Genomic DNA, 24,887 nt, shown 5'->3' with positions numbered 1-24,887 from the left:
GCTCCCGGTCAGGCGGCGGGTCCGGCCGCCGCGGCCTTCTTCCTCGGGGTCAGGCTGGCCAGCAGGAGCAGCAGGGAGCTCTGGGCGAGCATGCCGGGCGCGAGCGGCGGGGCCGTGCCGACCGTCTTGGTGAACGCGTACCACCACTGGGAGAGCGGCGAGAGCGTGTCCCACCCGGTGGCCGTCGCGCCCATGCCGTGGTTGACCGACACGTGCATGAACACGCCGTACGCCGAGGCGAGCAGCACCACCGCGGCGAGCACCCGCGCCGTGGCGACCGCCCGCGGGGCCTCGCTCAGGGCGAGCAGCACCAGCGCGACCGCGAGCAGGGCCAGGGCGACCCAGGGGATGAGCTGGACGGGGGAGCGCCAGTGGCGTTCGAAGGCCAGCTCGGACGCGGCTCCCGCGATGCCGATCGCGACCAGCGCCAGGAGGCCGAGGCGCAGCGAGATCGGGCCTGCTTGAGCGAACCGGCGGCGGCGCGCCGCCCTCTCCGCGGTTGAGGTCATGGTCAGGACCCTGGCCTCGGAGGTTCAGAGCAGCGTGTGGGAAATCTGAAGATTGGGTGAAAATGTGATTGTCAGCACGGAGAACAATTGTCGGTTCAACCATGACCGTACGAGGGGGCGTCAGAACGCGCGCCAGTCGCCGAACCACGCCTCCGCCTCCGACGCCGGGACGCCCGCCCGCTCCGCCAGCGCGGAGAACACCTCGCCCGCCTCCTCCCTCCGGAGGGTGTCGATGATCTCGTAGCGCTCCTCGACGCCGTTGAGCGTCTCGACGAAGCTCCGCAGGATCGTGCGCGCGTCCGCCACGGCTCCCGGATCGTCGACGTCCAGGGCCGCGATCGCGCGGGACGCCGCCGCGTAGGCCCGGCACGCCGCCTCGCCCGCCCGTTTGTGGTCGTCCACCCAGTCGCGGAGCGGGTTGTCGAGGTTGGCCTCCAGCCAGTGGTCGGGCTTCGCGCCCCGGATCTCGACGATCACCCCGGCGCCCCGGTAGCGCTGCCGGACGGCCCTGGACCGGCTGCTCCTGAACCCGTCGACGCGCAGGAGCCGCAGCGGCCCGCCAGGGACGGGCAGCATCGACGCCTCGACCCCGTACGCGTCGGTCAGCTCCAGCGTGTGCAGCCGGGGATGGGCGTCGAGCCCGGCCAGGCCGCCGTGCGGCGGGGCCCAGCGGACGGACAACCGCTCCAGCTCCGCCAAGCCGCCGAAGCACGCGCCGCTGACGTCGCCCGACGCCTCGACCACCAGGTCACGAACCCCGCGCAGCCCGCGCGGCGCCCCCGACCGCGTGGTGAGCCTGATCCACCGGCCCCCGTCGGCCGCCTCGACCGTCTCCGGAGCCTCGCCCTCCAGCCACAACGCCATCAGCCCCGGCGGCAGGGCCACCCGGCGCGGCCCCGCGCCGGCGAGGGTCAGCCCGTGGAGGCCGGTCCCGCTCAGGTCGACCGCCTCGGGCGGATCCTCCCAGCGCAGGGCGGTGATCAGCGGCCGGGCCTCCAGCGCCGCCACGAGGCCGCGCTCGGCGCCCCGCCAGGTGAGCTGCGTCAGGCGGGGCAGCGCGTCGAGCCCCGCCCACCGGACGTCTCCCGCGTGGTCGCGCAGGTCGAGCGCGGACAGGGCGGCCGGCCTGCTCACCGGCCCGTGCCCCAGGTCGGCCTGGACCCTGCCGCGGGCCGCCCGTTTGTACGCCTCCCTGACCGCGGCGGGCACCTCCAGCTCCCAGCGCCGTTGCAGCACCACCTGCAGCCCCATGCCCTGCCAGGACCCGAACGCGGCGGACGCGCCCGGCAGCCCGGGCAGGACCGGGAGGCGGCCGAGGAGCACGGCGCCGGCGGGCAGGTGCTCGCCGGCGGGAACGTCGACCACCTCGGGATCGCCGGACCAGGAGTGGTGGTCGACCCGGAGCGGCCCGGCCGTGCGCAGGTCGTCGAGCGCGGGCACCGCGTCGGAGCGCCAGTCGAGCACGCACACCGTCAGGTGCTCGCCGGTCGCGGTCACCTGACAGGCGCCGTAGCCGCCCAGCGGCAGCGGGACGGCCACGACATCGCCGATCTCCAGCATGTCCGGCACGCTAGCAACCGGCGATGACATTCCCGCCGCTTCACCTCCAAGGTCGGCGGCTGTGAGTCCGCTCACACCGTGTCACCGGCGGAAAGGTCATCTCGTCTCAGAGGGCATGACGAACGCAGAACAGACCACAGTGCTCATCACCGGCGCCAACAAGGGCCTCGGCCTGGAGACGGCCCGGCGGCTCGGCGCGGAAGGGTGGAAGGTGTTCCTCGGCTCCCGCGACGAGGGCCGCGGCCGGGCGGCGGCGGCCACGCTCGCCGAGGGCGGCGCCGACGTGGTCGTGGTCCCGCTCGACGTCACCTCCGACCGGTCGGTGGCCGACGCCGTACGGCTCGTCCGCGAGCACACCGACCGCCTCGACGTGCTGGTCAACAACGCCGGCGCGCCCGGCAACGTCGTCCCGCCCGCGCAGACGACCGCCGAGGAGGTGCACGCCGTCTACGACACCAACGTCTACGGGCCGGTCCGGGTGACGAACGCGTTCCTGCCCCTGCTCCAGGCGGCCGACAACCCGCGCGTGGTGATGGTCTCCAGCGCCGGCGGCTCCTTCGCGGTCATGGCCGACCCCACCCAGCCGGTCACGAAGATGCACGAGCTCGCCTACAGCTCGTCGAAGGCGGCACTCAACATGATCACCGTCCGCTACGCCCAGGCGCTCCCGCACGTCAAGGTCAACGCCCTCACCCCGGGGGAGGTCGTGGCCCGCAAGTTCACCGCCACCGACATGAACCACCACACCGGACAGCTCACCGTCACCGAGGGCAGCGACCCGATCATCGAGCTCGCCACGCTGGACGCGGACGGGCCGAGCGGGATCTTCATCGACCGCCTCGGCCCCATCGCCTGGTGACCAGGACCCAGGGCTTCGAGCAGCTCCGGCCGCTGCTGTTCTCGATCGCCTACCGCCTGCTCGGCAGCGTGGACGACGCCGAGGACGCGGTCCAGGAGACCTGGCTGCGGTACGCGGCCGCCGGCGCCGCGCCCGACTCGGTCAAGGCGTACCTGTCGACCGTGGTCACCCGGGTGGCGATCGACCAGCTCCGGTCGGCGCGGGTGCGGCGGGAGTCGTACTTCGGGGAGTGGCTGCCCGAGCCGCTGCTGGAGGACCCCTACCAGGACCCGGAGCGCTCGGCGGAGCTGGCCGACTCGGTCTCCACGACGGCGCTGCTGATGCTCGAACGGCTGAGCCCGGCCGAGCGGGCGGTCTTCGTGCTGCGCGACGTGTTCGGCTTCGAGTTCCCCGAGATCGCCGACGCCGTGGGCCGGTCGGAGGCGGCCTGCCGGCAGCTCGCCGTACGGGCCCGCCGGCACATGCACGAGGGCCGTCCCCGGTTCGCGGCCGGCCGGAGGGAACGCGCGGAGCTCGCCGGGCGCTTCTTCGACGCGATCCGCGGCGGCGACGTCGGCGCGCTGCGCGAGGTGCTCGCCGCCGACGTGCGGGCGTTCGGCGACGGCGGCGGCAAGGCGCCGGTGCTCGCGCGCGCCATCGTCGGCGCGGACAACGTCGCCCGGGTGTTCGCCCGGCTGGTCCCCGCGCTCCTCGCGATCGGCGGCTCGGTCGAGGCGCGCGAGCTGAACGGCGAGCCGGGGGCCGTCTTCCGCGACGCGGAGGGCAAGGTGATCAACACGGTGTCGCTGGACATCCGCGGCGGCAGGATCGCGACGATCCGGGCGGTCGCGAACCCGGACAAGCTGCGGCACCTGGGCCCGGTGGGCGACGCTTACAAGGTCAGCCGCGAGGCCCACGAGGCGATGCGCCACGCCGGATGACGCGGCCCGGGGCGACGTGACCCGATGACGGCCATCGGGCTCACGTCGCGCGCGCGTGCGGCCCCAGCCGCCGCGATCACATGTTGATCATGTGCCCCGCGAGCCCGTGGACGGCCTCCTTGACCGCCTCGCCGAGCGTCGGGTGGGCGTGGACGTTGCGCGCCACCTCGTGCACGGTGAGGTCCCACTGCTGGGCCAGCGTCAGCTCCGGCAGCAGCTCGGTGACCTCGGGGCCGATCAGGTGGGCGCCGAGCAGCTCGCCGTGCGTGTCATCGCTGATGATCTTGACGAAGCCGGCGCTGTCGCCGAGACCGTGCGCCTTGCCGTTCGCCGTGAACGGGAACTTCGCCACCTTCACGTCGTAGCCCAGGTCACGGGCCTGCGCCTCGGTGTAGCCGAAGCTCGCCACCTGCGGCTGGCAGTAGGTCGCCCGCGGGATCATGACGTAGTCGAGCTCCATCGTCTCGGCGTCGCCGATCGTCTCGGCCGCGATGACGCCCATGGCCTCGGCCGCGTGCGCCAGCATCAGCTTGGCCGTGACGTCGCCGATGGCGAAGATGTGCGGCACGTTCGTACGGCAACGGCCGTCCACGGCGATCGCGCCCCGGTCGGTCAGCGCCACGCCGGTCTTCTCCAGGCCGTAGCCGTCCACGCGCGGCTGGAAGCCGATCGCCTGCATGACCTTGTCGGCCTCCAGCACCTGCTGCTGGCCGTTCTTGGTGACGGTGACCTTGACGGAGGAGCCGGTGTCCTCGATGCCGTCCACACGGGTCGAGGTCATCACCTCGATGCCGAGCCGCTTGTAACGCTTGGCCAGCTCGGCGGAGACCTCCTCGTCCTCCAGCGGCACGACGCGGTCGAGGAACTCGACGATGGTCACCTTGACGCCGTAGTTGTGCAGCACGTACGCGAACTCCACGCCGATGGCGCCGGCGCCCGCGATGATGATGCTGCGCGGCAGGTCCTCGCTGAGGATCTGCTCCTCGTACGTCACCACCCGCTCGGACAACTGCGTGCCGGGGATCAGCCTCGTGGTGGCCCCGGCCGCGATGATGCAGTGGGAGAAGGTGATGGTCTCGCCGTTCACCTGGAGGGTGTTGGCGTCGAGGAACGTGCCCCGCCCGTCGTACTCGGTGATGGCGTTCTTCTTCATCAGGTAGTGAACGCCCTTGACCCGGCCGTCGGCCACCTTGCGGCTGCGCTGGAAGGCCGCGCCGTAGTCGAAGGTGACCTCGCCGCTGATGCCGAAGGTCTTGGCCTCGTTGTGGAAGATGTGGGCCAGCTCGGCGTTGCGCAGCAGCGCCTTCGACGGGATGCAGCCGACGTTCAGGCAGACGCCTCCCCAGTACTTCTCCTCGACGACCGCGGTGCGCAGCCCGAGCTGGGCGGCGCGGACCGCGGCCGTGTATCCTCCCGGACCCGCGCCGAGAACGACGACGTCATAGTGAGTGCTCATGAGTCGGACCATACCGCTCGCCCGGAACCACCCCTGACGCTAGACCTCCACCTTGTACGGAAGGGTCAGCTCATCGGCGGGAACCCCGCGGATGCCCCAGTTGACCCGCGGCATCTCGATGATCGTGATCTCGATGTCCTCGGGGTCGTGCGGCCAGCGGGCGTAGAGCTCGCGGATGAGCGCCCGCTTGGCGTCGTCGCTGCGGCCGGTGAAGCAGACCACCTCCACGACGACGTAGCGCTCGCCCCGCTGGGGGCAGACGAAGTCGTCGGGGTCGAGCAGCAGGAAGCGGTGGAACCGCTTGTCCTCCGGCACGCCCCACGCGCTCACCAGGCACTCCTGCAGCATGTCCGACAGCTCCCGCTGCCGCCCGGCCCACACGTCCCTGCGTCCGTACACCTTCACCTGCGCCATACGCGCCACTATAGGAGGTGTGATCCGCATCCTCCTCGCCGACGACGAGGCCCTGATGCGCGCCGGGGTGCGCGCCATCCTCGCCGCCGACCCCGAGCTCGACGTGGTGGCCGAGGCGGGCGACGGACGGCAGGCCGTCGACCTGGCCATCAGCCACCACCCGGACGTCGCGCTGCTCGACATCCGCATGCCCAGGCTCGACGGGCTGGCCGCCGCCGCCGAGATCCGCGGGGCCGCGCCGGGCACCGCGGTGGTGATGCTGACCACATTCGGCGAGGACGACTACATCGCCAAGGCACTCGACGTCGGCGCGGCCGGGTTCCTGCTGAAGTCGGGCGACCCGCGCGAGCTGATCGCCGGGATCCGCGCCGTGGCGGAGGGGGCGGCGTACCTGTCGCCGCGGGTCGCGCAGCGGGTCATCGCGCAGTTGTCGGGCGGCCGGATGGTCCGGGGCGCGCGGGCGCGCGACCGCGTCGAGGCGCTGACCGGGCGGGAGCGGGAGGTGCTGGCCCTGGTGGGGGCGGGGCTGTCCAACGCGGAGATCGCGGGCCGGCTGCACCTCGTGGAGGGCACGGTGAAGGCGTACGTGAGCGCCATCCTGACCCGGCTCGACGTGCGCAACCGCGTCCAGGCCGCGATCATCGCCCACGAGGCCGGGTTGGTAGCCTGACCCGTGATGTATCGCCTCGTGTTCACGCAGGTCTTGCGGCGTTTCGACGCCGAGGCCGTGCACCGTCTGACCGTGAGCGCCCTCGCGCTCCTCGCCCGCCTGCCGCTGCTCAAGCGGCTCCTGCACCGGGCGCTCGCGCCGCGTGACCCGGTCCTGCGGGTCAGCGCGTTCGGCGTGCACTTCCCGGGCCCGCTGGGGCTGGCCGCGGGCTTCGACAAGGACGCCGCCTGCGCGGAGGCCGTCGCGGCGCTCGGCTTCGGCCACGTCGAGGTCGGCACCATCACTGCGCACGCCCAGCCGGGCAACCCGCGCCCGCGGCTGTTCCGGCTGGTGCCGCAGCACGCGGTGATCAACCGGATGGGCTTCAACAACGACGGCGCGAAGGCCGCCGCCCGCCGGCTGCGCCGTCCGCGCGGCGTGCCGGTCGTGGTCGGGGTGAACATCGGCAAGACCAAGGTCGTCCCCGAGTCGGGGGCGGTCGCCGACTACGTCGCCGGCGCGAAGGAGCTGGCGCCGCTGGCCGACTACCTGGTGGTCAACGTCAGCTCGCCCAACACCCCAGGGCTGCGCGACCTCCAGGCGGTCGAGCTGCTGCGCCCGCTGCTCGCCGCCGTCAAGGAGGTCGCCGACGGCACGCCGCGCCGCACCCCGCTGCTGGTCAAGATCGCGCCCGACCTCGCCGACGAGGACGTCGACGCCATCGCCGACCTGGCCCTGGAGCTGGGGCTCGACGGCATCATCGCGACCAACACCACGGTCAGGCACGGCGGCGAGACCGGCGGGCTGTCCGGCCGCCCGCTGAAGGAGCGCTCGCTGCAGGTGCTGCGCCGGCTGCGGGCCCGCGTCGGCGACCGCCTCACGCTGGTGTCCGTGGGCGGCGTCGAGGACGCCGACGACGTCTGGGAGCGGGTGCTCGCCGGCGCGACCCTGGTGCAGGGCTACACCGGCTGGATCTACGGCGGCCCGCTGTGGGCGGCCAGGATCCACCGGCAGCTCGCCCGCCGGGCCCGCAGACACGGGATGAAGAGCATCGCCGAAGCCGTCGGCCGCACCGCCTAGGGTGGAAAGGTGATCGAGACGGTAGCAATCGCCGACGGCGTCGTCCTGCGCCCGCTCACCGAGCAGGACGACGAGGCCCTGCTCCGGGCCTACACCCACAACCGTGACCACCTGCGCCGCTGGGAGCCGCGGCGCCCCGACGAGTTCTACACGCTCGCCGGCCAGTCCCACCGGCTCAAGGACCTGCTGCGGCAGGCGGCCGACGGCCGCACGGTGCCCTGGGTGCTGGCGGACGGCGACGAGATCGTGGGCGGCATGACGCTCAACAACCTCGTACGCGGCCCGTGGCTCAACGCCGACCTCGGCTACTGGACCGACGCCCGCTACACCGGCCGCGGCCTGACCACCAGGGCCGTGCTGGAGGTGTGCCGGCTGGCCGACCAGGTGCTCGGCCTGCACCGCATCGCCGCGGCGACCCTGCTCGACAACGTGGCCTCGCAGAGCGTGCTCCGCAAGGCCGGCTTCGAGCAGGTCGGCACCGCGCCCCGCTATCTGGAGATCGACGGCCGCTGGCAGGACCACCGGCTGTTCCAGCGGATACTCAACGACCGCCCCGCCTTCTCGTTCTGAGGGGGCTCACGACACGCTCGGCCTGGTGGACTCGGGGTCATGGGTCATGGCCTCGATGCGGGCCATGAGCTCGGTGACCGGCACGGGGCTCGCCCGGTGCGGGCGGCGCCGCTGCCACGGGTGCGGCCCGGCGAGCGGCCGGTACTCCACGCCGAGCGCGTCCAGCCGCCCCAGGTGCTCGGCCAGCCGCCCGTCGAAGCCGTCCTGGGCGGCGCCGGACCAGGCGACCTCGGCCAGCGCGCAGGCCCGGGGCCACAATTTGTAGTCGGCGGTGCGGGCGTCGGGGACGCGCTCGGTCCAGAGCTGCGCCTGCGCGCCCAGCACGCGGGCGCGCTCCTCGTCCGTCCATTCCTCGGGGGCGGGCACGAACGCGGCCACGTCCGCCACGGTGATCGCATCGGCGATCGCCTGCGGCTCGTCCGGCGAGGACGTCTCGGCGTAGTCGAAGTAGAGCGGGAACACCGGCGTCGCCACCACGTCGTGCCCGGCCGCCGCGGCCCGCCGGCCCACGCCCATGCCGCGCCACGGCATGACCACCGTGTCCTGCCGCAGGCCGCCGCTGACGAACGCCTCGTCCCACACCACGGTCCGCGCCCCCCGCTCGGCCAGCGCGTCGGCCAGCCGGCGCAGGAACCACGCCTGCAGCTCGTTGGCGGTGGCGAGCCCCAGCGACTCCTGGTAGGCGGTGATCTCGGGGGAGGCCGCCCAATGGTCGAGCACGACCTCGTCGCCGCCGATGTGCACGTACGGGGTCTCGCCGAGCGCGCCGATCACCTCGTCGAAGATCGTGGTCAGGAACTCCACGGTCGGCGGCAGCGGCGACAGGATCGCGGGGGAGATGCCCCACCGGTCCAGCACCTCGTACGGCTCCCCGGTCGCCCCGAACGTCGGATAGGCGGCCAGGATCGCCGAGGCGTGCCCCGGCACGTCGATCTCCGGCACGACCGTCACGCAGCGCGCCCGCGCGTACGCCCCGATCTCGGCCAGGTCGTCCAGCGTGTAGTAGCCGCCGTGCGGCACCTCGTCGTAGGCGGCGGGCTCCCCGTGGGGGTGGACGGCGGTGCGCGGCCGGTGCGAGGAGACCTCGTGCAGCAGCGGGTACGCCCGGCTCTCCACCCGCCATCCCTGGTCGTCCACCAGGTGCAGGTGGAGCCGGTTGAGCTTGTGCAGCGCCATGAGGTCGATCAGGCGCAGCACCTCGCGCTTGGGGAAGAAGTGCCGGGCCACGTCCAGGTGCAGGCCGCGCCACGGGAAGCGGGGAGCGTCCTCCACCCGTACGCCGGGCACCGGCCAGGACGCCCGCCCGGTGTGCCGGTAGGAGGCGGCCGGCAGGAGCTGGTGCAGCGTCTGCGCCGCGTAGAACGCCCCCGCCCGCCCGCCGGCGACGATCTCCACGCCCCGCGATCCCACCGTCAGCCGGTACGCCTCCGCGCCCAGCGCCGGATCGCGCCGCACGTCGATCTCGCCGGTGTCCCCGGGGCGCGGGTCGAGGCCGGGCAGGGCGAGACGGACGGCGTCCACGAGGTCGCCGGACACGGTCGCGCCGGTGGTCAGCTCGTACGAACCGGACAGGTGGGAGGAAAGTACGGGACGAGGGATCATGTCCCCAAATAGTGCTGCAATCCGTTCGCCAGCGCCACCGCGATCCGCTGCCGGAACGCCGGGCTCGACAGCTTGGCCGCGTCGCCCGCGTTGCGCATGTTGCCGGTCTCGATGAAGACCTTCGGCACGGTGGACAGGTTGAGCCCGCCGAGGTCGTTGCGGTAGTCGAGCGCGTTCTTGCCGATGTAGGTGGAGTAGGGGATGCCGGTGCCCTTGCGGAAGGCGTCCCGAATGTCGATGCCCAGCCTGGACGACTTGGCCACGACCTTGTCCACCGGGCCGCCGATCTTCTTCGGCATGATCACGTGGAAGCCGTGGTCGCGCGGGCCCGCGCCGTCGGCGTGGATGGAGAGCGCGGCGTCCGCGCCGGCCTTGTTGCCGATCGCGGCCCGCTGGGTGATGCAGGGGCCGACGCCGGTGTTGTTGCTCCTGGTGAGCTTGACGGTCGCGCCGCGCTCGCGCAGGATCCTGGTCAGCCGGGTGGAGACGTCCCAGGTGAAGGCGGCCTCGCTGTAGCCGCTGTTGGTCGAGGTGCCGGTGGTGTCGCAGGCCTTCTTCTCGGTCAGCACGTCGACCGGGCGGTTGATGATGTCCGGGCGGCGGTAGTTGTTGCCGTTGTGGCCCGGGTCGAGGACGATCACCTTGCCGTCCAGCGGCTTGCCCTTCGGCGGCTCCTGCTTGCCGGAGCTCTGCTCCTGCGCCGGGGTCTCCTGCGGCGGCGTCTGTCCCTGCGAGGGCTCCTGCCGCGAGCCGGCGGTCGCGGGAGCGGCCTGATCGGTCGCGGCGCCGCCGGAACCGGCACCGCCGCACGCGGAGGCGATCAGGCCGCAAGCGGCGAGGACTGAGGCTGCTAGAGCACGCATGGCGTCCAACCTACGTCAGACCGCTTGCTCAAACCCCTCATATGGCGTGCCCGGCGCGTTACCAGACGTGTTCGGCGACCTCCTGGCGCTCCAGCAGCGCGGCCAGCTCCCGCGCGTCCTCCGCGTCGAGGCCGAGCACGACGCGGGGGCGGCCCCACGGGTGGTCGAGGGAGTGGGCGACGTAGCTGGCGACGGATTCGGCACCGCCCTCGGCGCCCCGCCCCCTGCCCGCGCGCCAGTGCCCCCAGGCGCGTTCGAGCTCGGCAGCCGCGCGCTGGGCGCAGGACACCAGTTCCGGATCACGCATGACTGTTCCCCCGGATCAGATCGTGGCCGGAACGGATCCGGCCACCAATAGCATGACGCTGCCGAGTTAACCGCCGTGCGGCCGCGCCGCCGCACGGCTTGACCCAGCCTTGGGGCTTTTCAGACGCGACCCGTGCTCCGCCTCACGATCAGCTCCGGCCGCACCTCGCGCAGCCGCGAGCCCTTGCCGGGATCGCCGATCCGGTCGCTCAGCAGCGCCGCCGCCGACCGCCCCATGGCCCGCCTGGCCTGGTCGACGGAGGTCAGCGAGACGTGGGTGGAGGCCGACACCTGGGTGTTGTCGTAGCCGACCACGGACAGGTCCTCGGGGACGCGCAGGCCCAGGTCGGCGGCGGCGGACAGCACGCCGAGCGCGACCACGTCGTTGGCGGCGAAGATCGCCGTGGGCCTGGGGTCGCGGGTCAGCAGCGCCGTCGCCGCCTCCCGCCCGCCCTCCTCCGAGGCGTCCGCCGCTTCGACCATGATGTACGGCGCCAGCGAGTGCCTGCGCATCGCCACGAGGTATCCCTCGCACCGTGACGAACGCGGCCCCTCGATGTGCGCGATGCGCTTGTGGCCCAGCCCGACCAGGTGGTCGATGGCCAGGCGGGCGCCGAGCTGGTCGTCGTCGACCACGATGTCGACGCCGTCGAGCTCGATGTCACGTTCCCCGACGACCACCGTCGGCGTGTACGCGGTGGCCTCGATCAGCGTCTCGCTGGTCGGGGCGATGCCCAGCAGCACCAGCCCGTCGACCCGCAGCTCCAGGAAGGCCTCGACGGCCTCGTCCTCGAAGGCGGGGTCCCACTGGCTGTTGCCGATGAGCATGCGTAAGCCGTCGCCGTGCAGGCTCTCCTGCAGGCCGTCCAGGAACTCGGCGTAGAACGGGTTGTGCAGGTCGGCGACGAGCGCGCCGACGAGGTGGGTACGTCCTTCGACGAGGCTGCGCGCGACCGCGTTGGGCCGGTAGCCCAGCTCGCGGGCGGCCTGCAGCACGGCCTGGCGCCGGTGCTCGCTCACGTGCGGGGATCCTCGCAGCACGAGTGAGACCAGCGATTTCGAGACGCCGGCTCGCTCGGCGACGTTCCGGATGGTCGGTCTGGGCCGAGGCAAGGCATCTACCTCTCTCAGCTCAGTGATCGTTGAAGTTTTGACGGGCGGTCCTGACATGTGTCTCCCCCGCGATGCGGATATGGGCACCTGTCTGACCAAACGATCGAGTTCGCCGCAGGGTACGGCCTTCCCTGCGGATTGACGGACAGATGCGGACCTTGACCGGAAACGCACAGGCCAAGGGGTCGGATACCGTACAGGGGTGACATCCGGGAAGTCAGCCGAGACGGCACGGCCGGCGCGGCGCAGGCTCAGCGTGGACCGCCGTCGCGAAGAGCTGATGGCGGCGGCTCTGGAGCTTTTCAGCACCCGCGACGCGGAGGATGTCTCGATCGACGACGTGGCGTCGGCGGCGGGCGCCTCGCGCGCCCTGGTCTACCACTACTTCGGCGGCAAGCAGGAGCTCTACGTGGCCGCGCTGAAGAGCGCGGCCGAGCAACTGGAGTCGCGGCTCCGGCCGCAGGGCGGCGGCCGGCCGCTGGACGACCTGGCGTCCGGGCTCGGCCGCTATTTCGACTTCGTCGAGGAGCACGCGGCCGGCTTCGCGGCGCTGCTGCGCGGCGGCCCCGCCAACCGTTCCGGCGAGGTCGGCGAGATCGTCGACGGCGTGCGGCGGCGGTTGTTCCGCCTCATCCAGGAGCAGATGGGGGTCGAGGAGCCCAGCCCGGTGCTGCGCGCGACCCTGCGCTCGTGGATCGCGTCGGTGGAGACGGCCGGCCTCGACTGGCTGGAGCACCGCGATCTCGAACGCCCCGCGCTCGAACGCATGCTCGTGGACCAGATGGTGGCGCTGCTCGGGGTCGCGGCCGCCTACGACGCCGACGTCGCAGCCCTGCTGGAGCGGCTGGCTTAGGGCGCCGGCGGGCACGCGAGGCGGGCGGGAAGGATGGCGCCGGGCGGGCGGCGCCAACTCTTCGAGGTGGACCGGGCCCCAGTGCCGGCCAGGCCCACCCTTCACCCCCCTGAGGATCGTGGGACGACGACCCCCGGTTACTCGGAACGCTGCTGCGGAATCCCCGCGAGCAGTGCCCGGACCTCCGTCTCCCGGTAACGCCGATGGCCACCGAGCGTGCGGATGGACGTCAACTTGCCCGCCTTGGCCCACCGCGTGACGGTCTTGGGGTCGACCCTGAACATGGTGGCGACCTCAGCGGGCGTAAGCAGTGGCTCGGCCTCGGGTGTACGAGCTGACATTTGTGCGGCCTCTCCTCCGTGTGGACCGGCTTCGCGATCCTGTGACTGCCTTTTGCGCGTGTCACGGATGTCCGCCTATGGCGCAGAGCGTGCGGCTTTCCTGAGCCATATGCGGCATCACCCGATGTGACCATACCGCCACGCAGAGCGATTGGCGAGCCCTTCTTTGACCCAACTGCCCGCCCCCGTGGCCATGTCACGCTCGGTGATTCTAGCGACACGTTTCGTGGTATCGCAGTGAAAACGGCAAACTACTCAGTTCGCAGAAGAGAGCAGCCGCGAGCCGTGACCTACTCATGCAGGTCAGACGGCCGTATTGGGGTTCAGTTGGCTGATTCCAGCTGTTGCATTGACTTCCACCGCAGGATGACCCGCTGGTACATGGCGTAGGCAAGTTCTTCTTGACCCGTGTCCAGGCCCGTCAGGGCCGCCGCCATCTCCGCCACCGACTGGTCGGCCTGCAGCGCGTCGTCGTCCATCAGGTGCACCAGCCCGCCGTAGTCGAGCTCGACGAGGGAGTGCGGGTGGAACTCCTCCAGCCACCTGGCGATCTCCTCCACCTCGAAGCCGGCCGCGAGGTCGCCGAGGTGCTTGCGCAGGACGTTGAGCGCCCGCGCCGCCCGCCGCCTGGCCTGCGCCATGGAGGTGACGTAGATGAGGTTGCGCCCCGTAGCGGTCGTCTTCACATCCTGTCCAGGAACGGAGGAGCCGAGCACCAGCCAGCGCTCGTTCCCATCAAACGGCACGAACCACGAGGGCGGGACGTGCCACGCCGTGGACCTGATGTGGGTGCGCAGCGCCGACGACCCGGCCGTCCGCTTGAACCGGTCGAAGTCGTCGGCGACGCGGTCGGCGACGTTGCGCGGCACCAAGTGGTCCATCAGCTTCTGCGGAGTGGCCCCACGCCGCCGTGAGAAGGCCAGCCAGGAGCGCAGGCGCGTCTGCCAGGGGCAGACGTACAAGCGGTCCTCAACGCGCCGTAGATAGGCGTTGGGGCTCTCCTGGGCGGGAACGGGTTGAGGGGGCACGCCGAGCAGGCGCATCACCGACTCGTCGTGTTCCGCACTGAGCGCGTTGGCGCGGCGCGGGCGGTCACGTGAGTCGGCGTAGTCGGCCCACACCTTGCGCTCGGACTCGGCGAACGCGGTCAGTGGCTCATAGACGCGGAGGTAGGCGGCATAGGGCAGCACGGAGGAATCGTGTCACGAAGCGAACCTCCATCGCATCGTTGTGCCGTCACTACAGTGTCAGTGTGATCTCCGTCGCGAAGGAGCGGCGGACCGGACAGGGAGTCACCACCGTGACCGACGTCTTCGGCTCGTCCCACAAGGACGTCCATGAGCAGGTCGTCTTCTGCGCCGACGAGCAGAGCGGCCTGCGCGCCATCATCGCCATCCACAACACCGCGCTCGGGCCGGCGTTGGGTGGCACACGTTTCTATCCCTACGAGAGCGAGCAGGCGGCCCTCGCCGACGTGCTCAACCTGGCCAAGGGCATGGCGTACAAGAACGCCCTCGCCGGCCTCGACCACGGCGGCGGCAAGGCCGTCATCATCGGCGACCCCGCCAAGGACAAGAGCGAGGCGCTGCTGCGCGCGTACGGCAGGTTCGTCGAGTCGCTGGGCGGGCGCTACTACACCGCCTGCGACGTCGGCACCTACAGCGAGGACATGGACGTCGTCGCCCGTGAGTCGCGCTTCGTGACCGGCCGCACGGTCGCGCACGGCGGCGCCGGCGACTCCTCCATCCTCACCGCGTACGGCGTCTTCCAGGGCATGCGGGCCTCGGCCGAGCTCGTCCACGGCACGCCGTCGCTGCGCGGCCGGCGGGTGGGCGTCGAGGGCGTGGGCAAGGTCGGCCACCGCCTGGTCGAGCTGCTGCGCGAGGACGGCGCCGAGGTCGTGGTCTGCGACGTCGACCCCAAGGCCGTCGAACGGGTACGGGCCCGCCACCCCGAGGTCGAGGTGGTGGCCGACGCGGCGGCGCTGAAGGCGGCCGACCTCGACGTCTTCTCTCCGTGCGCGCTGGGCGGCGCGCTCGACGACGCGACGGTGGCCGCGCTGCGCGCGAAGATCGTCTGCGGCGCTGCCAACAACCAGCTCGCGCACGCCGGCGTCGAGAAGCAGCTCGCCGAGCGCGGCATCCTCTACGCGCCCGACTACGTGGTCAACTCCGGGGGCGTCATCCAGGTGGCCGACGAGATCGGCGGCTTCGACATGGAACGGGCGCGGGCCAAGGCGGCCCAGATCTACGACACGACTTCGAAGATCTTCCGAATCGCTGCGGAGGAGGGAGTTCCTCCTGCCGTCGCAGCGGATAGGCTAGCGGAGCGCAGAATGTCGGAAGTCGGGCGTATTAGGGCCATTTGGCTCGGCCAGTGACGCCCCACGCCCATACGACGTACCGAGCTGGGCACAAAACAGGTACGGTAATAGGCGAACGATAGGCTGACGTCCAAAGTCAGGCGGCGTCAGTGTGTGGTGCGTTAGCGACGAGGGGTCGGGGACGACCCCGACAAGGGGGTCGAGCCAATGGGGCGCGGCCGAGCAAAGGCCAAGCAGGTCAAGGTTGCTCGCCAGCTGAAGTACAACAGCGGTGGCACGGATCTTGACCGTCTTCGCGACGAACTCGGGGTCGGAGACTCCAGCCGCAATGACGACGCCGACGACCGCAACGACGAGCTGGCGGATCGCTATGCCGATTACGCCGACGACTACGGGGCCGACGACGAAGACCGTCCGTCCGGCCGCCGATAGGCGCACTCCTGGTTGACACATGATCGAGGGCCCGGCGCTCGCGCCGGATCCCTCGACTCATGCGCGTCGGGCCCCACGGGTGACCGTGGGGCTTCGTCATGCTCGCTCGCCGTCGAGTTCGCCGAGGAAGCGGGCGATCAGCGGGGCGATCTCCGGGAGTCGCTCCTCCAGCGCGAAGTGCCCCGTGTCCAGCACGTGCACCTCCGCGTCCGGCACGTCCCGCCGGTAGGCGTACGCGCCCGCCTCAGGGAAGAACATGTCCCCCCGCCCCCACAGCACCAGCGTGGGCGGGCGGTGCTCGCGCAGCCACGCCTGCCAGGCCGGATACAGCTCCACGTTGCTCCGGTAGTCGCGGGCGAGCGCGAGCTGGGCCTCCTTGCGCCCCGGCAGGTCGAGGAAGTGCTGGTCGAGGGTCCAGCCGTCGGGCGCCACCCGTGACGGGTCTGTCGTGCCGTCCTCGTACTGGGCGCGCGTGACCGCCAGGGTGAACAGCTCCGCGGGCGGTTCGGCGATGGTCGCGCGGGCCGTGTCCGACAGGCCCTCCTCGTAGGCGTTGGCGTTCTGGACGACGAGGGCGGCGATCCACTCGGGGTGCCGCTGCGCCACGCGGAAGCCGACGGGGCCGCCGAAGTCGAAGGCGTACCAGGCGAAGCGGGTCAGGCCGAGCGCCTGGACGAAGCCCTCGACGACGTCGGCGAGGCGGTCGAAGGAGAAGACGAAGCCGTCGGGGACGCGCGTGTGCCCGAAGCCCGGGTAGTCCGGGGCGATCAGCCGGAAGCGGCCGCCCAGCGCGTCCATGAGCCGCCTGTACTGGTGGGACGCGGTCGGGAAGCCGTGCAGCAGGAGCACGGGCAGGGCGTCGCGCGGGCCCGCCTCGCGGTAGAAGACCTGGACGCCGGCCACGTCCACGAACCCGTGCCGCACCTCGGGGAGATCCATAGCTAATGCCTCTTTCGCTCGAAGATGCATTAGTTATAGCCAGACGGATACTAACGGGTCAACCGGGACAGGTAGCATTAGGAAGTATGGAGCTGCTGATCGGCGAGCCGCTGGCGCTGGACCTGCTCAACACGCGCACCCGCGACCACGACGTCCTCGACACGCCCGGCGACTTCCAGACGTGGCTGGCCCGCCAGGCCGGCCGGCTCGACCCGCCGTCCGGGCCGCTCACGCCGGACGGGCTGGCCGCCGTACGACGCCTGCGCGGGCACGTGGAGGCGGCGCTCGACGCCGTGCGCGCGGGAGAGCCGCCGCCCGCCGCGGCGCTGGCCGCGATCAACGAGGCCGCCCGGGCCGCTCCCGCGCACCGCGTGCTGGAGTGGCGCGACGGCGGCCCGCGGGTGCGGGCGGAACGCGACGGCGACGCCACCGCAGCGCTGCTCGCGCTGCTCGCCGAGGCCGCCATCGATCTGCTCGCCGACCCGGCCGCCGGCCGCGTGCGCGGCTGCGAGGGGCCGGGATGCCGGCTGGTGTTCCTGCCCGCGCATCCGCGCCGCCGCTGGTGCTCGCCCGATTTGTGCGGCAACCGGGTGCGGGTGGCCCGGCACTACCGGCGGCGCAAGGAGACGTGAGGCCGCGCGCTCATCGCCGGCGGGCCCGGTGTTGAGCGGCGGCGCGGCGGCGCGGCGGCGGGCCAGGCGGTCAGCGGTAGCGGGCCTGGCCGGAGCCCTCGACGATCTCGCCCAGCACCCAGGCCGGGAGCCCGCGCTCGGCGAGCAGGCGCAGCGCCGCGTCGGCCGCGTCGGGCGCGACCACGGCGGCCATGCCGACGCCCAGGTTGAACGTACGGTCCATGTCCTGCCGCGCCACCCGGCCGTGGCCCGCCAGCACGTCGAAGATCGGCGGCGGCGTCCAGGACGAGCGGTCGAGCACCGCGTCCAGGCCGGGCGGCAGCGAGCGGGACAGGTTGCCCTCCACGCCGCCCCCGGTGATGTGCGCGTAGGCGTGGACCTCGACCGAACGGGCCAGCTCCAGGCAGTCGAGCGAGTAGATGCGGGTCGGCTCCAGCAGCTCCTCGCCGAGCGGCCGGCCCAGCTCGGGCAGCTCCGCGTCGAGCGACAGCCCGGCCTCCCGCAGGACGTGACGCACCAGCGAGTAGCCGTTGGAGTGGACGCCGGAGGAGGCGAGACCCAGCACGACGTCGCCCGCGCGCACGCGGTCGGGGCCGAGCAGCGCGTCGGCCTCCACGACGCCCGTGCCGGCGCCGGCGAGGTCGTACTCGTCGGCGTCCATCGCGCCCGGGTGCTCGGCCGTCTCGCCGCCGACGAGCGCCGCGCCGGCCAGCCGGCAGCCCTCGGCGACGCCGCCCACGATCTCGGCGACCCGCTCGGGCACCACCTTGCCGCAGGCGATGTAGTCGGTCATGAACAGCGGCTCGGCCCCGCACACCACGAGGTCGTCGAGGACCATGCCGACGAGGTCGATGCCGATCGTGTCGTGCTTGCCGTAGCGCTGGGCGATCATGACCTTGGTGCCCACGCCGTCGGTCGAGGTGGCGAGCAGCGGCCGCCGGTAACGCAGCAGCGCCGAGGCGTCGAACAGGCCGGCGAAGCCGCTGGCGTCGTCGACGACCTCGGGCCGGCGCGAGCGCGCGACCTTGTCCTTCATCAGGTCGACGGCCCGCTCGCCGGCGGCGATGTCGACGCCCGCGGCCTCGTAGGTGCTTGGGCTGCGCTCGCTCACGCCTTGGTCTCCAAAACGAACTTGCCGACGTTGTCCTGGTCGATCGGGATCGGGTACTCGCCGGTGAAGCAGGCCCGGCACAGGCGTTCGGCCGGCAGCGTGGTGGCCTTCGTCAGGCCCTCCAGCGAGATGTAGCCGAGCGAGTCGGCGCCGAGCGAGGCCCGGATCTCCTCGACCGTCAGCGAGCCCGCGATCAGCTCGGCGCGGGTGGCGAAGTCGATGCCGTAGAAGCACGGCCAGGCGACCGGCGGCGAGGAGATGCGTACGTGCACCTCGCGCGCCCCCGCCTCGCGCAGCATCTTGACGATGGCCCGCTGGGTGTTGCCGCGCACGATCGAGTCGTCCACGACGACCAGGCGCTTGCCCTCGACGACCTCGCGCAGCGGGTTGAGCTTCAGCCGGATGCCGAGCTGGCGGATCGTCTGGGACGGCTGGATGAAGGTGCGGCCGACGTAGGAGTTCTTGACCAGGCCCTGCCCGTAGGGGATGCCGCTCTCCTCGGCGTAGCCCACGGCGGCCGGGGTGCCGGACTCCGGCGTGGGGATGACGAGGTCGGCCTCCACCGGGTGCTCGCGGGCGAGCACCCGGCCCACCTCCACCCGGGTGACCTGGACGCCGCGCCCGGCGATCGTGGTGTCGGGACGGGCGAGGTAGACGTACTCGAACAGGCAGCCCTTGGGCTCGGCCAGCGCGAAGCGGCGCGAGCGGACGCCGCGCTCGTCGATGGTGAGCAGCTCGCCCGGCTCGATCTCGCGGACGAACGTGGCGCCCACGATGTCGAGCGCCGCCGTCTCGGAGGCGACCACCCAGCCGCGCTCCAGGCGGCCGAGGACCAGCGGGCGGATGCCCTGCGGGTCGCGGGCCGCGTAGAGCGTCTTCTCGTCCATGAACACCAGCGAGTAGGCGCCCTTGACCTGCGGCAGCAGCTCGGCGGCGGAGTCCTCGATGCTGCGGGTGCGGTCCTGCGCGAGCAGCGTGGTCAGGACCTCGGTGTCGGTGGTGGCCCTGGTAGACCCCGGCGCGAGGCGCTGGGCCAGCACCGGGGTGTTGATCAGGTTGCCGTTGTGGGCGAGCGCGAGCCCGCCGACCTCGGTGGAGCTCAGCGTGGGCTGCGCGTTCTCCCACACGCTCGATCCGGTCGTGGAGTAGCGGCAGTGGCCGATGGCCAGGTGGCCCCGCAGGGTGCCGAGCACCGACTCGTCGAAGACCTGGGAGACCAGGCCCATGTCCTTGTAGACGAGAATGCGGCTGCCCTCGCTGGCCGCGATGCCCGCGGACTCCTGTCCGCGGTGCTGCAACGCGTACAGCCCGTAGTAGGTGAGCTTGGAAACTTCCTCGCCTGGCGCCCAGACGCCGAAGACGCCGCAGGCGTCTTTAGGCGCGCGGTCGTGGGGGTCCAGGTCATGGCCGAGCCGGCCGTCGCCCTTCAGCACATGGTTCAGTCTAGGTCGGGGGCTTCCGTGCTCGCGCAACCGGGTGCGTCATCACACGGCGTGCGACGACCTGCCCGCGTTGGAGCCGTCGCGGACGAGCTCGCCCGTGACGTTGCGGTTGGCGGCCGAGCCGAGGAAGACGATCAGTGCGGCCATGTCGTCGGCGGTGGACAGGCGGCGGCTCGGGGTGCGGGCGGCGATCTCGTCGAGCACGGACTGGGGGATCGGCCGCCGGGCGTCGGTGATCGTGAGGCCGGCGACCGCCACGTTGACCAGGATGCCGTCCCGGCCCGCCTCCCAGGCGAGGGCGCGGGCCATGCCGTGCAGGGCCATCTTGGCGGTGCCGTACGGGCCCGGGCCCGGCACGCCCTCCTCGGCGACCCCCGACGAGACGAACACGATCCGGCCGAACCCGCGCCGCCGCATCTCCGGCAGCACCGCCTGGACGAGCAGCGCGTTGCCGACGACGTTGGCGTGCAGGGCCGCGGTCCACTCGGCGGCAGGGACGTCCTCGAACGGCATGCTGCCGGGCATGACCTCGCCCCATCGGACGGCGTTGGCCACGAGCGCGTCCACCGGGCCGGCCTGGGCGACGGCGGCGGCGATGGTGGCGTGGTCCGCCAGGTCGAGGTGGACGGCCGCGGCCTCGCCGCCATCGGCCTCGATGCGCTTGACGACCTGGCCGCGCGGGCGGCGGGCGCGGACCAGGTGCGAGAGCGCGTCGCGCTGACTGTCGTCGAGGTCGCGCAGCAGGTCCTCGTCCAGCTCGTGCCAGATCCGCTCCACGGGGTCGCGCAGGGCCTTGCCCGCCTCGGTCAGGTGCACGCGGATGAGACGCGGGCGGTCGGGGTCGGGGGAGCGGCGGACGAAACCGGCCCGTTCCAGCCGCTGGAGGGTCTTCGTGACCGTGGGCGGCTCGACGCCGAGGCGGGCGATCAGCTCGCTCTGCGTCAGGCCGTCCTCGCGCCAGAGCTGGTTGAGCAGCATCTCCTGCCCCACGTGCAGCCCGAGCGGCACCAGAGCCGCGGCGAGCTGGTTGCGCTGCCGCTTCATGAGGCTGATCAGGGCGTACGACAGGGTCTCGTCCAGCATGCCCTCATCTTGCCCGCCGCCTGCCGGTTGGGCGCATGGTGACCCAAGGATGTGCGCCCTTTTGCCGTGTCGCGGCGTTTAGCGGACGGCCTCCGCGAAAGGGTGAAGTGTCCGGCATGCAGACCCGTCGGGAGGCGCAGACGTGACCACATCCGGCGATCCGAACGAGCCCCGCGAGGGGCGGCGCGTCCCGCCGCGCGAGGAGGAGCCCGACGCGCCCGAGCCGTCACGTGAGGGCCCCGGGCCGTACGAGGGGGAGGAACCCATCGCCCCCGTGCCGCCCGTCGTGCCCCCGCCCCACGAGCCGCCCCACGAGCCGCCGCCCCAGCCCGGGCCCGGGCCCGTGGGGGAGCCCCGGCACCCCGATCTGCCCACCTCGCCCGAGACCCCGAGCCCGTCCGTGGGTTCAGGGGAGGAGCGGCCGAGGCCGGGGGAGGACACGGAGGAGACGCAGGCGTTCCCCGTCGTGCCGGGCGCGACGCCCGCCTACCCCGGCTGGGAGAGCTCCCCGGGCGGTTCCCCAGGAGAGGAGCCGCCGGCCAGGCCGCCCACACCCTCCCGCTACGAGCAGCCGCCCGAGGAGCCCCAGGGCCCGCACTTCGCCTCCCCCGGAGCCGAGCCGCCGGCAGGCGGACCTCCCGCAGGTGGGCCTCCGGCTGGAGGGCCGTCGGGGGGTGGGCCCGGGGGGCCGCGGCATCCTTATGGGGGTTACCCGGCCGGTGGGGAGGGTCCGCCGGTCGCGCCGCCGCCGCAGGAGGCCGTGCCCGGCACGAGCCCGTCCAGCCCGTACGGCGGCCCGCCCGGCTACAACCCGCCCTCCTACGGCTACCCGGGCGCCCCCTACCAGTACGGCGGCCAGCCGCCGCCCCCGGACCGGACCGGCAACGGCCTGGCCACGGCCTCGCTCGTGCTGGGCGTGGCCAGCCCTTTCCTGGTGTTCGTCTGCTTCACCGGCCTGATCACCGCGATCCTGTCGATCGTGTTCGGCTGCGTGGCCCTCGCCAGGAAGGCGGGCAAGGGCCGGGCCGTCGCCGGGATCGTGATCAGCGCGCTGTCCCTGATCCTGTTCGCGATCGTGGCGATCTGGTTCTGGAACGTCGTGCAGGACTGCGCCCACCTGACCGGCCCGGCGGCCGACCGCTGCTTGGAGGAGCGCTTTCCCTGGATGAAGGGCAGCCGGGGCTAGTCCACGAGAGGCAGGTACGCCGACAGGTCCGCGCGGGACCCGCTGGCCGAGACCGCGCCTTTGGCCACGGCCTCCTCCCACGTCAGCCGCCCGACGGCGAGCTCGATCCAGGTGCGCCCGTCGGTCTCCACCACGTTGGGCGGCGTGCCCCGGGTGTGGCGCGGGCCTGGGATCGCCTGGACGGCCGCGTACGGTGGCACCCGTACCTCGACGGTCCTTCCGGGGGCCGCGGCGGCCAGGCGGTCGAGGAGGTGACGCACGGCCTGCCTGGCGGCGTCGCGCTCGGGCGTGAGCCCCCGGTCGTAGGCGGCGAGCACGGCCGCGACCAGCGCGCCGGGCAGGGCGGCGGCGGGCCCGTCGTACGGCGGCTCGTCCAGGGCGACGAGCTGCGCGTCGAGGGCGGCTCTCAGTTTCTCCGGGTCCAGCTTGCGAGGTGGCACCCCGTCATTGTCTCCCGTGAGCGTTCATCAGGACGGAGTCCGTCGTTCACCTGGGGTTTCGGCGCCGACCGTAGCCTCCGGACGGTACTGACGCGCACATTCTTGGAGGATTTGTGGCGAAGCTCATCGGGGGCGGGCGGCGACCGCTGCTGCCGCTGCTCTCCACCCCGCACAAAGGCGGCCGTTCCGCACTGACCTGCCGGTTCCGATGTGGGGACGCGTGCGCGCACGACGTGGCCAACACTTCGGACAACGCCTACTTCGGCGACGTGGTGCAGGAGGCGCTCTCGCGCCGCGGGGTGCTGCGGGCGGGAGCGCTCGGCGCGCTGGTGGCGGGCGTGGGCGTGGGCGTGGGCGTGGCCGGCGCGGCCCCGGCCTTCGCCGACCGGCCCGGCGGGCCCGGGAACGCCCCCGCCCCGAAGGGCGGCCTGGCGTTCACCCCCGTCGCGCCGAACACCGAGGACGCGCTGACGATCCCGGCCGGCTACCGCTCCTCCGTGGTCGTGCGCTGGGGCGACCCGGTGCTGCCCGACGCGCCGGCCTTCGACTTCGACCACCAGACCGCCGAGGCGCAGGGCAAGCAGTTCGGCTACAACTGCGACTACGTGACGCTGCTGCCGCTGGGCCGCGACCGCGCGCTGCTGTGGGTGAACCACGAGTACACCGACGAGAGCCTGATGTTCCGCGGCTACACGGGCGGCGCCGCCGCGACCGAGGAGCAGATCAGGATCGCCCTCGCCGCGCACGGCGGCTCGGTCGTGGAGGTCGAGCGCGCGGGCGGCACCGGCGAGTGGAAGCTGGTCACCAAGGGCCGCCGCCGCTACAACCGGCGCATCACCGCCCAGACGCCCATGAGGTTCTCCGGCCCGGCCGCGGGCAGCGACCTGCTGAGGACGGCCGCCGACCCCAAGGGCATCAACCCGGTCGGCATGCTGAACAACTGCGCGGGCGGCACCACCCCGTGGGGGACCGTGCTGACCGCCGAGGAGAACATCGACCAGTACTTCGTCAACGGCGACAAGGTGCCCGAGGCGCAGAGGCCGTACATCGCCCGCTACACGATCACCACCGGCACCCCGTCGGGCAACCGGCGCTTCGACCGCGTCGAGGAGCGCTTCGACCTGGCCAAGCACCCGAACGAGGTCAACCGGTTCGGGTGGATCGTGGAGATCGACCCGTTCGACCCGGACTCGACCCCGATCAAGCGCACCGCGCTCGGCCGCTTCAAGCACGAGGCCGCGACCACGACGCTGTCCCGCGACAACCGCCTGGTCGTCTACATGGGCGACGACTCGCGCTTCGAGTACATCTACAAGTTCGTCTCCAAGAACCGCTACATCCCGGGCAACGACCGGCACAACCGGACGCTCCTGGACGAGGGCACCCTGTACGTGGCCAGGTTCACCGGCAACAGCCCGGCCGCCGAGCTCGACGGCTCCGGCAGGCTGCCCGCCGACGGGGCGTTCGACGGCTCCGGCGAGTGGATCCCGCTGGTGTCGGGCGACCGGTCGTACGTGGAGGGCATGACCGCCCAGGAGGTGCTGGTCTACACCCGCGTGGCCGCCGACAAGGCGGGCGCGACGAAGATGGACCGGCCTGAGGACATCGAGCGCAACCCGGTCACCGGCGGCGTCTACGTGGCGCTCACCAACAACACCAACCGCACCCCGGCCCAGGTGGACGAGGCCAACCCGCGCTCGTCCAACAAGCACGGCCACGTGCTGGAGCTGGTGGAGAAGCGCGACGACGCCGCCGCGACGACGTTCTCCTGGTCGGTGCCCCTGGTCTGCGGCGACCCCGCCGACCCGGCGACGTACTTCGCCGGCTACGACAAGAGCAAGGTCTCGCCGATCTCGTGCCCGGACAACGTCACGTTCGACCGCGACGGCAACCTGTGGATCTCCACGGACGGAAACGCCCTCGGCTCCAACGACGGCCTGTTCGTCATGCCGGTGCGCGGCAAGGAGCGGGGTCACCTGCGGCAGTTCCTGACCGTGCCGGTCGGCGCGGAGACCTGCGGCCCGCTGGTGACCGAGGACCAGCGCAGCGTCTTCGTGGCCGTGCAGCACCCGGGCGAGCTGGACGGCGCCACGCCCGACCGGCCGGCCAGCCGCTGGCCCGACGGCGACCAGCCGCGCCCGGCCGTGGCCGTGGTCTGGCACGAGAGGAACAAGAAGATCGGCGCTTGACCTCAACATAACTTG

The 24,887-nt window shown here is 72.3% G+C and carries 26 protein-coding genes; 11 read left to right on the top strand and 15 right to left on the bottom strand.

Annotated elements, in window-relative coordinates; translation table 11 throughout:
- Nucleotides 1-8: 8 nt before the first annotated feature.
- Together Nocox_RS39625 and Nocox_RS39620 are read right to left on the bottom strand one after the other, a co-directional pair.
- A complete protein-coding gene (locus tag Nocox_RS39625; RefSeq protein WP_020544248.1) occupies nucleotides 9-509 on the bottom strand; it encodes a hypothetical protein in 501 nt (166 codons plus the stop codon).
- 120 nt (nucleotides 510-629) lie between these two features.
- Nucleotides 630-2,069 carry a hypothetical protein gene (locus Nocox_RS39620; protein ID WP_020544247.1) on the bottom strand — a complete coding sequence of 480 codons (1,440 nt, stop codon included), beginning with the start codon at nucleotides 2,067-2,069 and terminating at the stop codon, nucleotides 630-632.
- A 115-nt stretch (nucleotides 2,070-2,184) separates the two neighbouring features.
- On the opposite strand from Nocox_RS39620, the gene Nocox_RS39615 reads away from it, so the two are divergent.
- The gene (locus Nocox_RS39615) at nucleotides 2,185-2,928 is read left to right on the top strand and encodes an SDR family NAD(P)-dependent oxidoreductase (protein WP_026214553.1); all 744 of its coding nucleotides are present in this window, start codon (nucleotides 2,185-2,187) and stop codon (nucleotides 2,926-2,928) included.
- Entirely contained in the window at nucleotides 2,925-3,848 is a 924-nt protein-coding gene (locus Nocox_RS39610; protein WP_020544245.1) for an RNA polymerase sigma-70 factor, read from the top strand. Before Nocox_RS39615 ends, Nocox_RS39610 begins: the two co-directional genes overlap by 4 nt.
- A 76-nt stretch (nucleotides 3,849-3,924) precedes the next feature.
- On the opposite strand, the gene lpdA is transcribed toward Nocox_RS39610, so the two are convergent.
- Both lpdA and Nocox_RS39600 read right to left on the bottom strand, forming a co-directional pair.
- On the bottom strand, nucleotides 3,925-5,304 hold the full coding sequence (gene lpdA / locus Nocox_RS39605) for a dihydrolipoyl dehydrogenase (RefSeq protein ID WP_026214552.1): 1,380 nt from the start codon (nucleotides 5,302-5,304) through the stop codon (nucleotides 3,925-3,927).
- 39 nt (nucleotides 5,305-5,343) lie between these two features.
- A complete protein-coding gene (locus Nocox_RS39600) occupies nucleotides 5,344-5,718 on the bottom strand; it encodes a tautomerase family protein (RefSeq protein ID WP_020544243.1) in 375 nt (124 codons plus the stop codon).
- A gap of 19 nt (nucleotides 5,719-5,737) precedes the next feature.
- On the opposite strand from Nocox_RS39600, the gene Nocox_RS39595 reads away from it, so the two are divergent.
- From Nocox_RS39595 to Nocox_RS39585, 3 genes are read left to right on the top strand one after another with little or no spacing between them, the layout of a single operon-like run.
- Complete coding sequence (locus tag Nocox_RS39595) at nucleotides 5,738-6,388, top strand: response regulator (RefSeq protein WP_020544242.1); 651 nt, start codon at nucleotides 5,738-5,740, stop codon at nucleotides 6,386-6,388.
- Nucleotides 6,389-6,394: 6 nt separating this feature from the next.
- A complete protein-coding gene (locus tag Nocox_RS39590; protein ID WP_020544241.1) occupies nucleotides 6,395-7,447 on the top strand; it encodes a quinone-dependent dihydroorotate dehydrogenase in 1,053 nt (350 codons plus the stop codon).
- Nucleotides 7,448-7,456: 9 nt separating this feature from the next.
- A complete protein-coding gene (locus Nocox_RS39585) occupies nucleotides 7,457-8,017 on the top strand; it encodes a GNAT family N-acetyltransferase (RefSeq protein WP_020544240.1) in 561 nt (186 codons plus the stop codon).
- A gap of 6 nt (nucleotides 8,018-8,023) precedes the next feature.
- Here Nocox_RS39585 and Nocox_RS39580 read toward each other — a convergent pair whose 3' ends face one another.
- From Nocox_RS39580 to Nocox_RS39565, 4 genes are all read right to left on the bottom strand, one after another.
- Nucleotides 8,024-9,619, bottom strand: a complete 1,596-nt coding sequence (locus Nocox_RS39580; RefSeq protein WP_020544239.1) for a beta-N-acetylhexosaminidase — start codon at nucleotides 9,617-9,619, stop codon at nucleotides 8,024-8,026.
- Complete coding sequence (locus Nocox_RS39575; RefSeq protein WP_033409601.1) at nucleotides 9,616-10,482, bottom strand: N-acetylmuramoyl-L-alanine amidase; 867 nt, start codon at nucleotides 10,480-10,482, stop codon at nucleotides 9,616-9,618. Before Nocox_RS39575 ends, Nocox_RS39580 begins: the two co-directional genes overlap by 4 nt.
- A 58-nt stretch (nucleotides 10,483-10,540) precedes the next feature.
- Nucleotides 10,541-10,789 (bottom strand): hypothetical protein, encoded by a 249-nt coding sequence (locus Nocox_RS39570; protein WP_020544237.1) that lies wholly within the window; start codon nucleotides 10,787-10,789, stop codon nucleotides 10,541-10,543.
- A 119-nt stretch (nucleotides 10,790-10,908) separates the two neighbouring features.
- Nucleotides 10,909-11,958: a LacI family DNA-binding transcriptional regulator gene (locus Nocox_RS39565; protein ID WP_026214550.1), complete on the bottom strand. Its 1,050-nt coding sequence runs from the start codon at nucleotides 11,956-11,958 to the stop codon at nucleotides 10,909-10,911.
- A gap of 145 nt (nucleotides 11,959-12,103) precedes the next feature.
- Between Nocox_RS39565 and Nocox_RS39560 the strand changes: the two genes are divergently transcribed.
- The gene (locus Nocox_RS39560; RefSeq protein WP_157383150.1) at nucleotides 12,104-12,754 is read left to right on the top strand and encodes a TetR/AcrR family transcriptional regulator; all 651 of its coding nucleotides are present in this window, start codon (nucleotides 12,104-12,106) and stop codon (nucleotides 12,752-12,754) included.
- A gap of 137 nt (nucleotides 12,755-12,891) precedes the next feature.
- Here Nocox_RS39560 and bldC read toward each other — a convergent pair whose 3' ends face one another.
- Both bldC and Nocox_RS39550 read right to left on the bottom strand, forming a co-directional pair.
- Nucleotides 12,892-13,095, bottom strand: a complete 204-nt coding sequence (gene bldC, locus Nocox_RS39555) for a developmental transcriptional regulator BldC (protein ID WP_013133571.1) — start codon at nucleotides 13,093-13,095, stop codon at nucleotides 12,892-12,894.
- 323 nt (nucleotides 13,096-13,418) lie between these two features.
- Entirely contained in the window at nucleotides 13,419-14,285 is an 867-nt protein-coding gene (locus Nocox_RS39550; protein ID WP_020544234.1) for a DUF8083 family protein, read from the bottom strand.
- Between the two features lie 110 nt (nucleotides 14,286-14,395).
- On the opposite strand from Nocox_RS39550, the gene Nocox_RS39545 reads away from it, so the two are divergent.
- The gene (locus Nocox_RS39545; RefSeq protein ID WP_020544233.1) at nucleotides 14,396-15,475 is read left to right on the top strand and encodes a Leu/Phe/Val dehydrogenase; all 1,080 of its coding nucleotides are present in this window, start codon (nucleotides 14,396-14,398) and stop codon (nucleotides 15,473-15,475) included.
- 150 nt (nucleotides 15,476-15,625) lie between these two features.
- Nucleotides 15,626-15,850, top strand: coding sequence for a DUF3073 domain-containing protein (locus tag Nocox_RS39540; protein WP_020544232.1), 225 nt, complete (start codon nucleotides 15,626-15,628; stop codon nucleotides 15,848-15,850).
- A gap of 96 nt (nucleotides 15,851-15,946) precedes the next feature.
- Here the strand turns inward: Nocox_RS39540 and Nocox_RS39535 are convergent, their stop codons facing one another.
- Nucleotides 15,947-16,789: an alpha/beta fold hydrolase gene (locus Nocox_RS39535; protein ID WP_020544231.1), complete on the bottom strand. Its 843-nt coding sequence runs from the start codon at nucleotides 16,787-16,789 to the stop codon at nucleotides 15,947-15,949.
- Nucleotides 16,790-16,875: 86 nt separating this feature from the next.
- Here Nocox_RS39535 and Nocox_RS39530 point away from each other — a divergent pair, with 86 nt between their 5' ends.
- Entirely contained in the window at nucleotides 16,876-17,421 is a 546-nt protein-coding gene (locus Nocox_RS39530; RefSeq protein WP_020544230.1) for a CGNR zinc finger domain-containing protein, read from the top strand.
- A 70-nt stretch (nucleotides 17,422-17,491) separates the two neighbouring features.
- Here the strand turns inward: Nocox_RS39530 and purM are convergent, their stop codons facing one another.
- From purM to Nocox_RS39515, 3 genes are read right to left on the bottom strand one after another with little or no spacing between them, the layout of a single operon-like run.
- Nucleotides 17,492-18,532, bottom strand: coding sequence for a phosphoribosylformylglycinamidine cyclo-ligase (gene purM, locus Nocox_RS39525; protein WP_020544229.1), 1,041 nt, complete (start codon nucleotides 18,530-18,532; stop codon nucleotides 17,492-17,494).
- Nucleotides 18,529-19,965 (bottom strand): amidophosphoribosyltransferase, encoded by a 1,437-nt coding sequence (gene purF / locus Nocox_RS39520; protein WP_020544228.1) that lies wholly within the window; start codon nucleotides 19,963-19,965, stop codon nucleotides 18,529-18,531. Before purF ends, purM begins: the two co-directional genes overlap by 4 nt.
- A 51-nt stretch (nucleotides 19,966-20,016) precedes the next feature.
- Complete coding sequence (locus Nocox_RS39515; RefSeq protein ID WP_051112604.1) at nucleotides 20,017-21,057, bottom strand: SDR family oxidoreductase; 1,041 nt, start codon at nucleotides 21,055-21,057, stop codon at nucleotides 20,017-20,019.
- 142 nt (nucleotides 21,058-21,199) lie between these two features.
- Between Nocox_RS39515 and Nocox_RS39510 the strand changes: the two genes are divergently transcribed.
- Nucleotides 21,200-22,243: a DUF4190 domain-containing protein gene (locus Nocox_RS39510; protein ID WP_157383149.1), complete on the top strand. Its 1,044-nt coding sequence runs from the start codon at nucleotides 21,200-21,202 to the stop codon at nucleotides 22,241-22,243.
- Here the strand turns inward: Nocox_RS39510 and Nocox_RS39505 are convergent.
- On the bottom strand, nucleotides 22,240-22,683 hold the full coding sequence (locus tag Nocox_RS39505) for a sterol carrier family protein (RefSeq protein ID WP_020544226.1): 444 nt from the start codon (nucleotides 22,681-22,683) through the stop codon (nucleotides 22,240-22,242). The genes Nocox_RS39510 and Nocox_RS39505 overlap by 4 nt on opposite strands.
- Nucleotides 22,684-22,796: 113 nt before the next feature.
- On the opposite strand from Nocox_RS39505, the gene Nocox_RS39500 reads away from it, so the two are divergent.
- Complete coding sequence (locus tag Nocox_RS39500; protein WP_020544225.1) at nucleotides 22,797-24,872, top strand: PhoX family protein; 2,076 nt, start codon at nucleotides 22,797-22,799, stop codon at nucleotides 24,870-24,872.
- Nucleotides 24,873-24,887 lie beyond the last annotated feature (15 nt).

The sequence above is a fragment of the Nonomuraea coxensis DSM 45129 genome (assembly GCF_019397265.1).
Taxonomy (GTDB): domain Bacteria; phylum Actinomycetota; class Actinomycetes; order Streptosporangiales; family Streptosporangiaceae; genus Nonomuraea; species Nonomuraea coxensis.
Note: the sequence above shows the minus strand (reverse complement) of the source record. Positions and strands in the feature narration are given on the sequence as shown.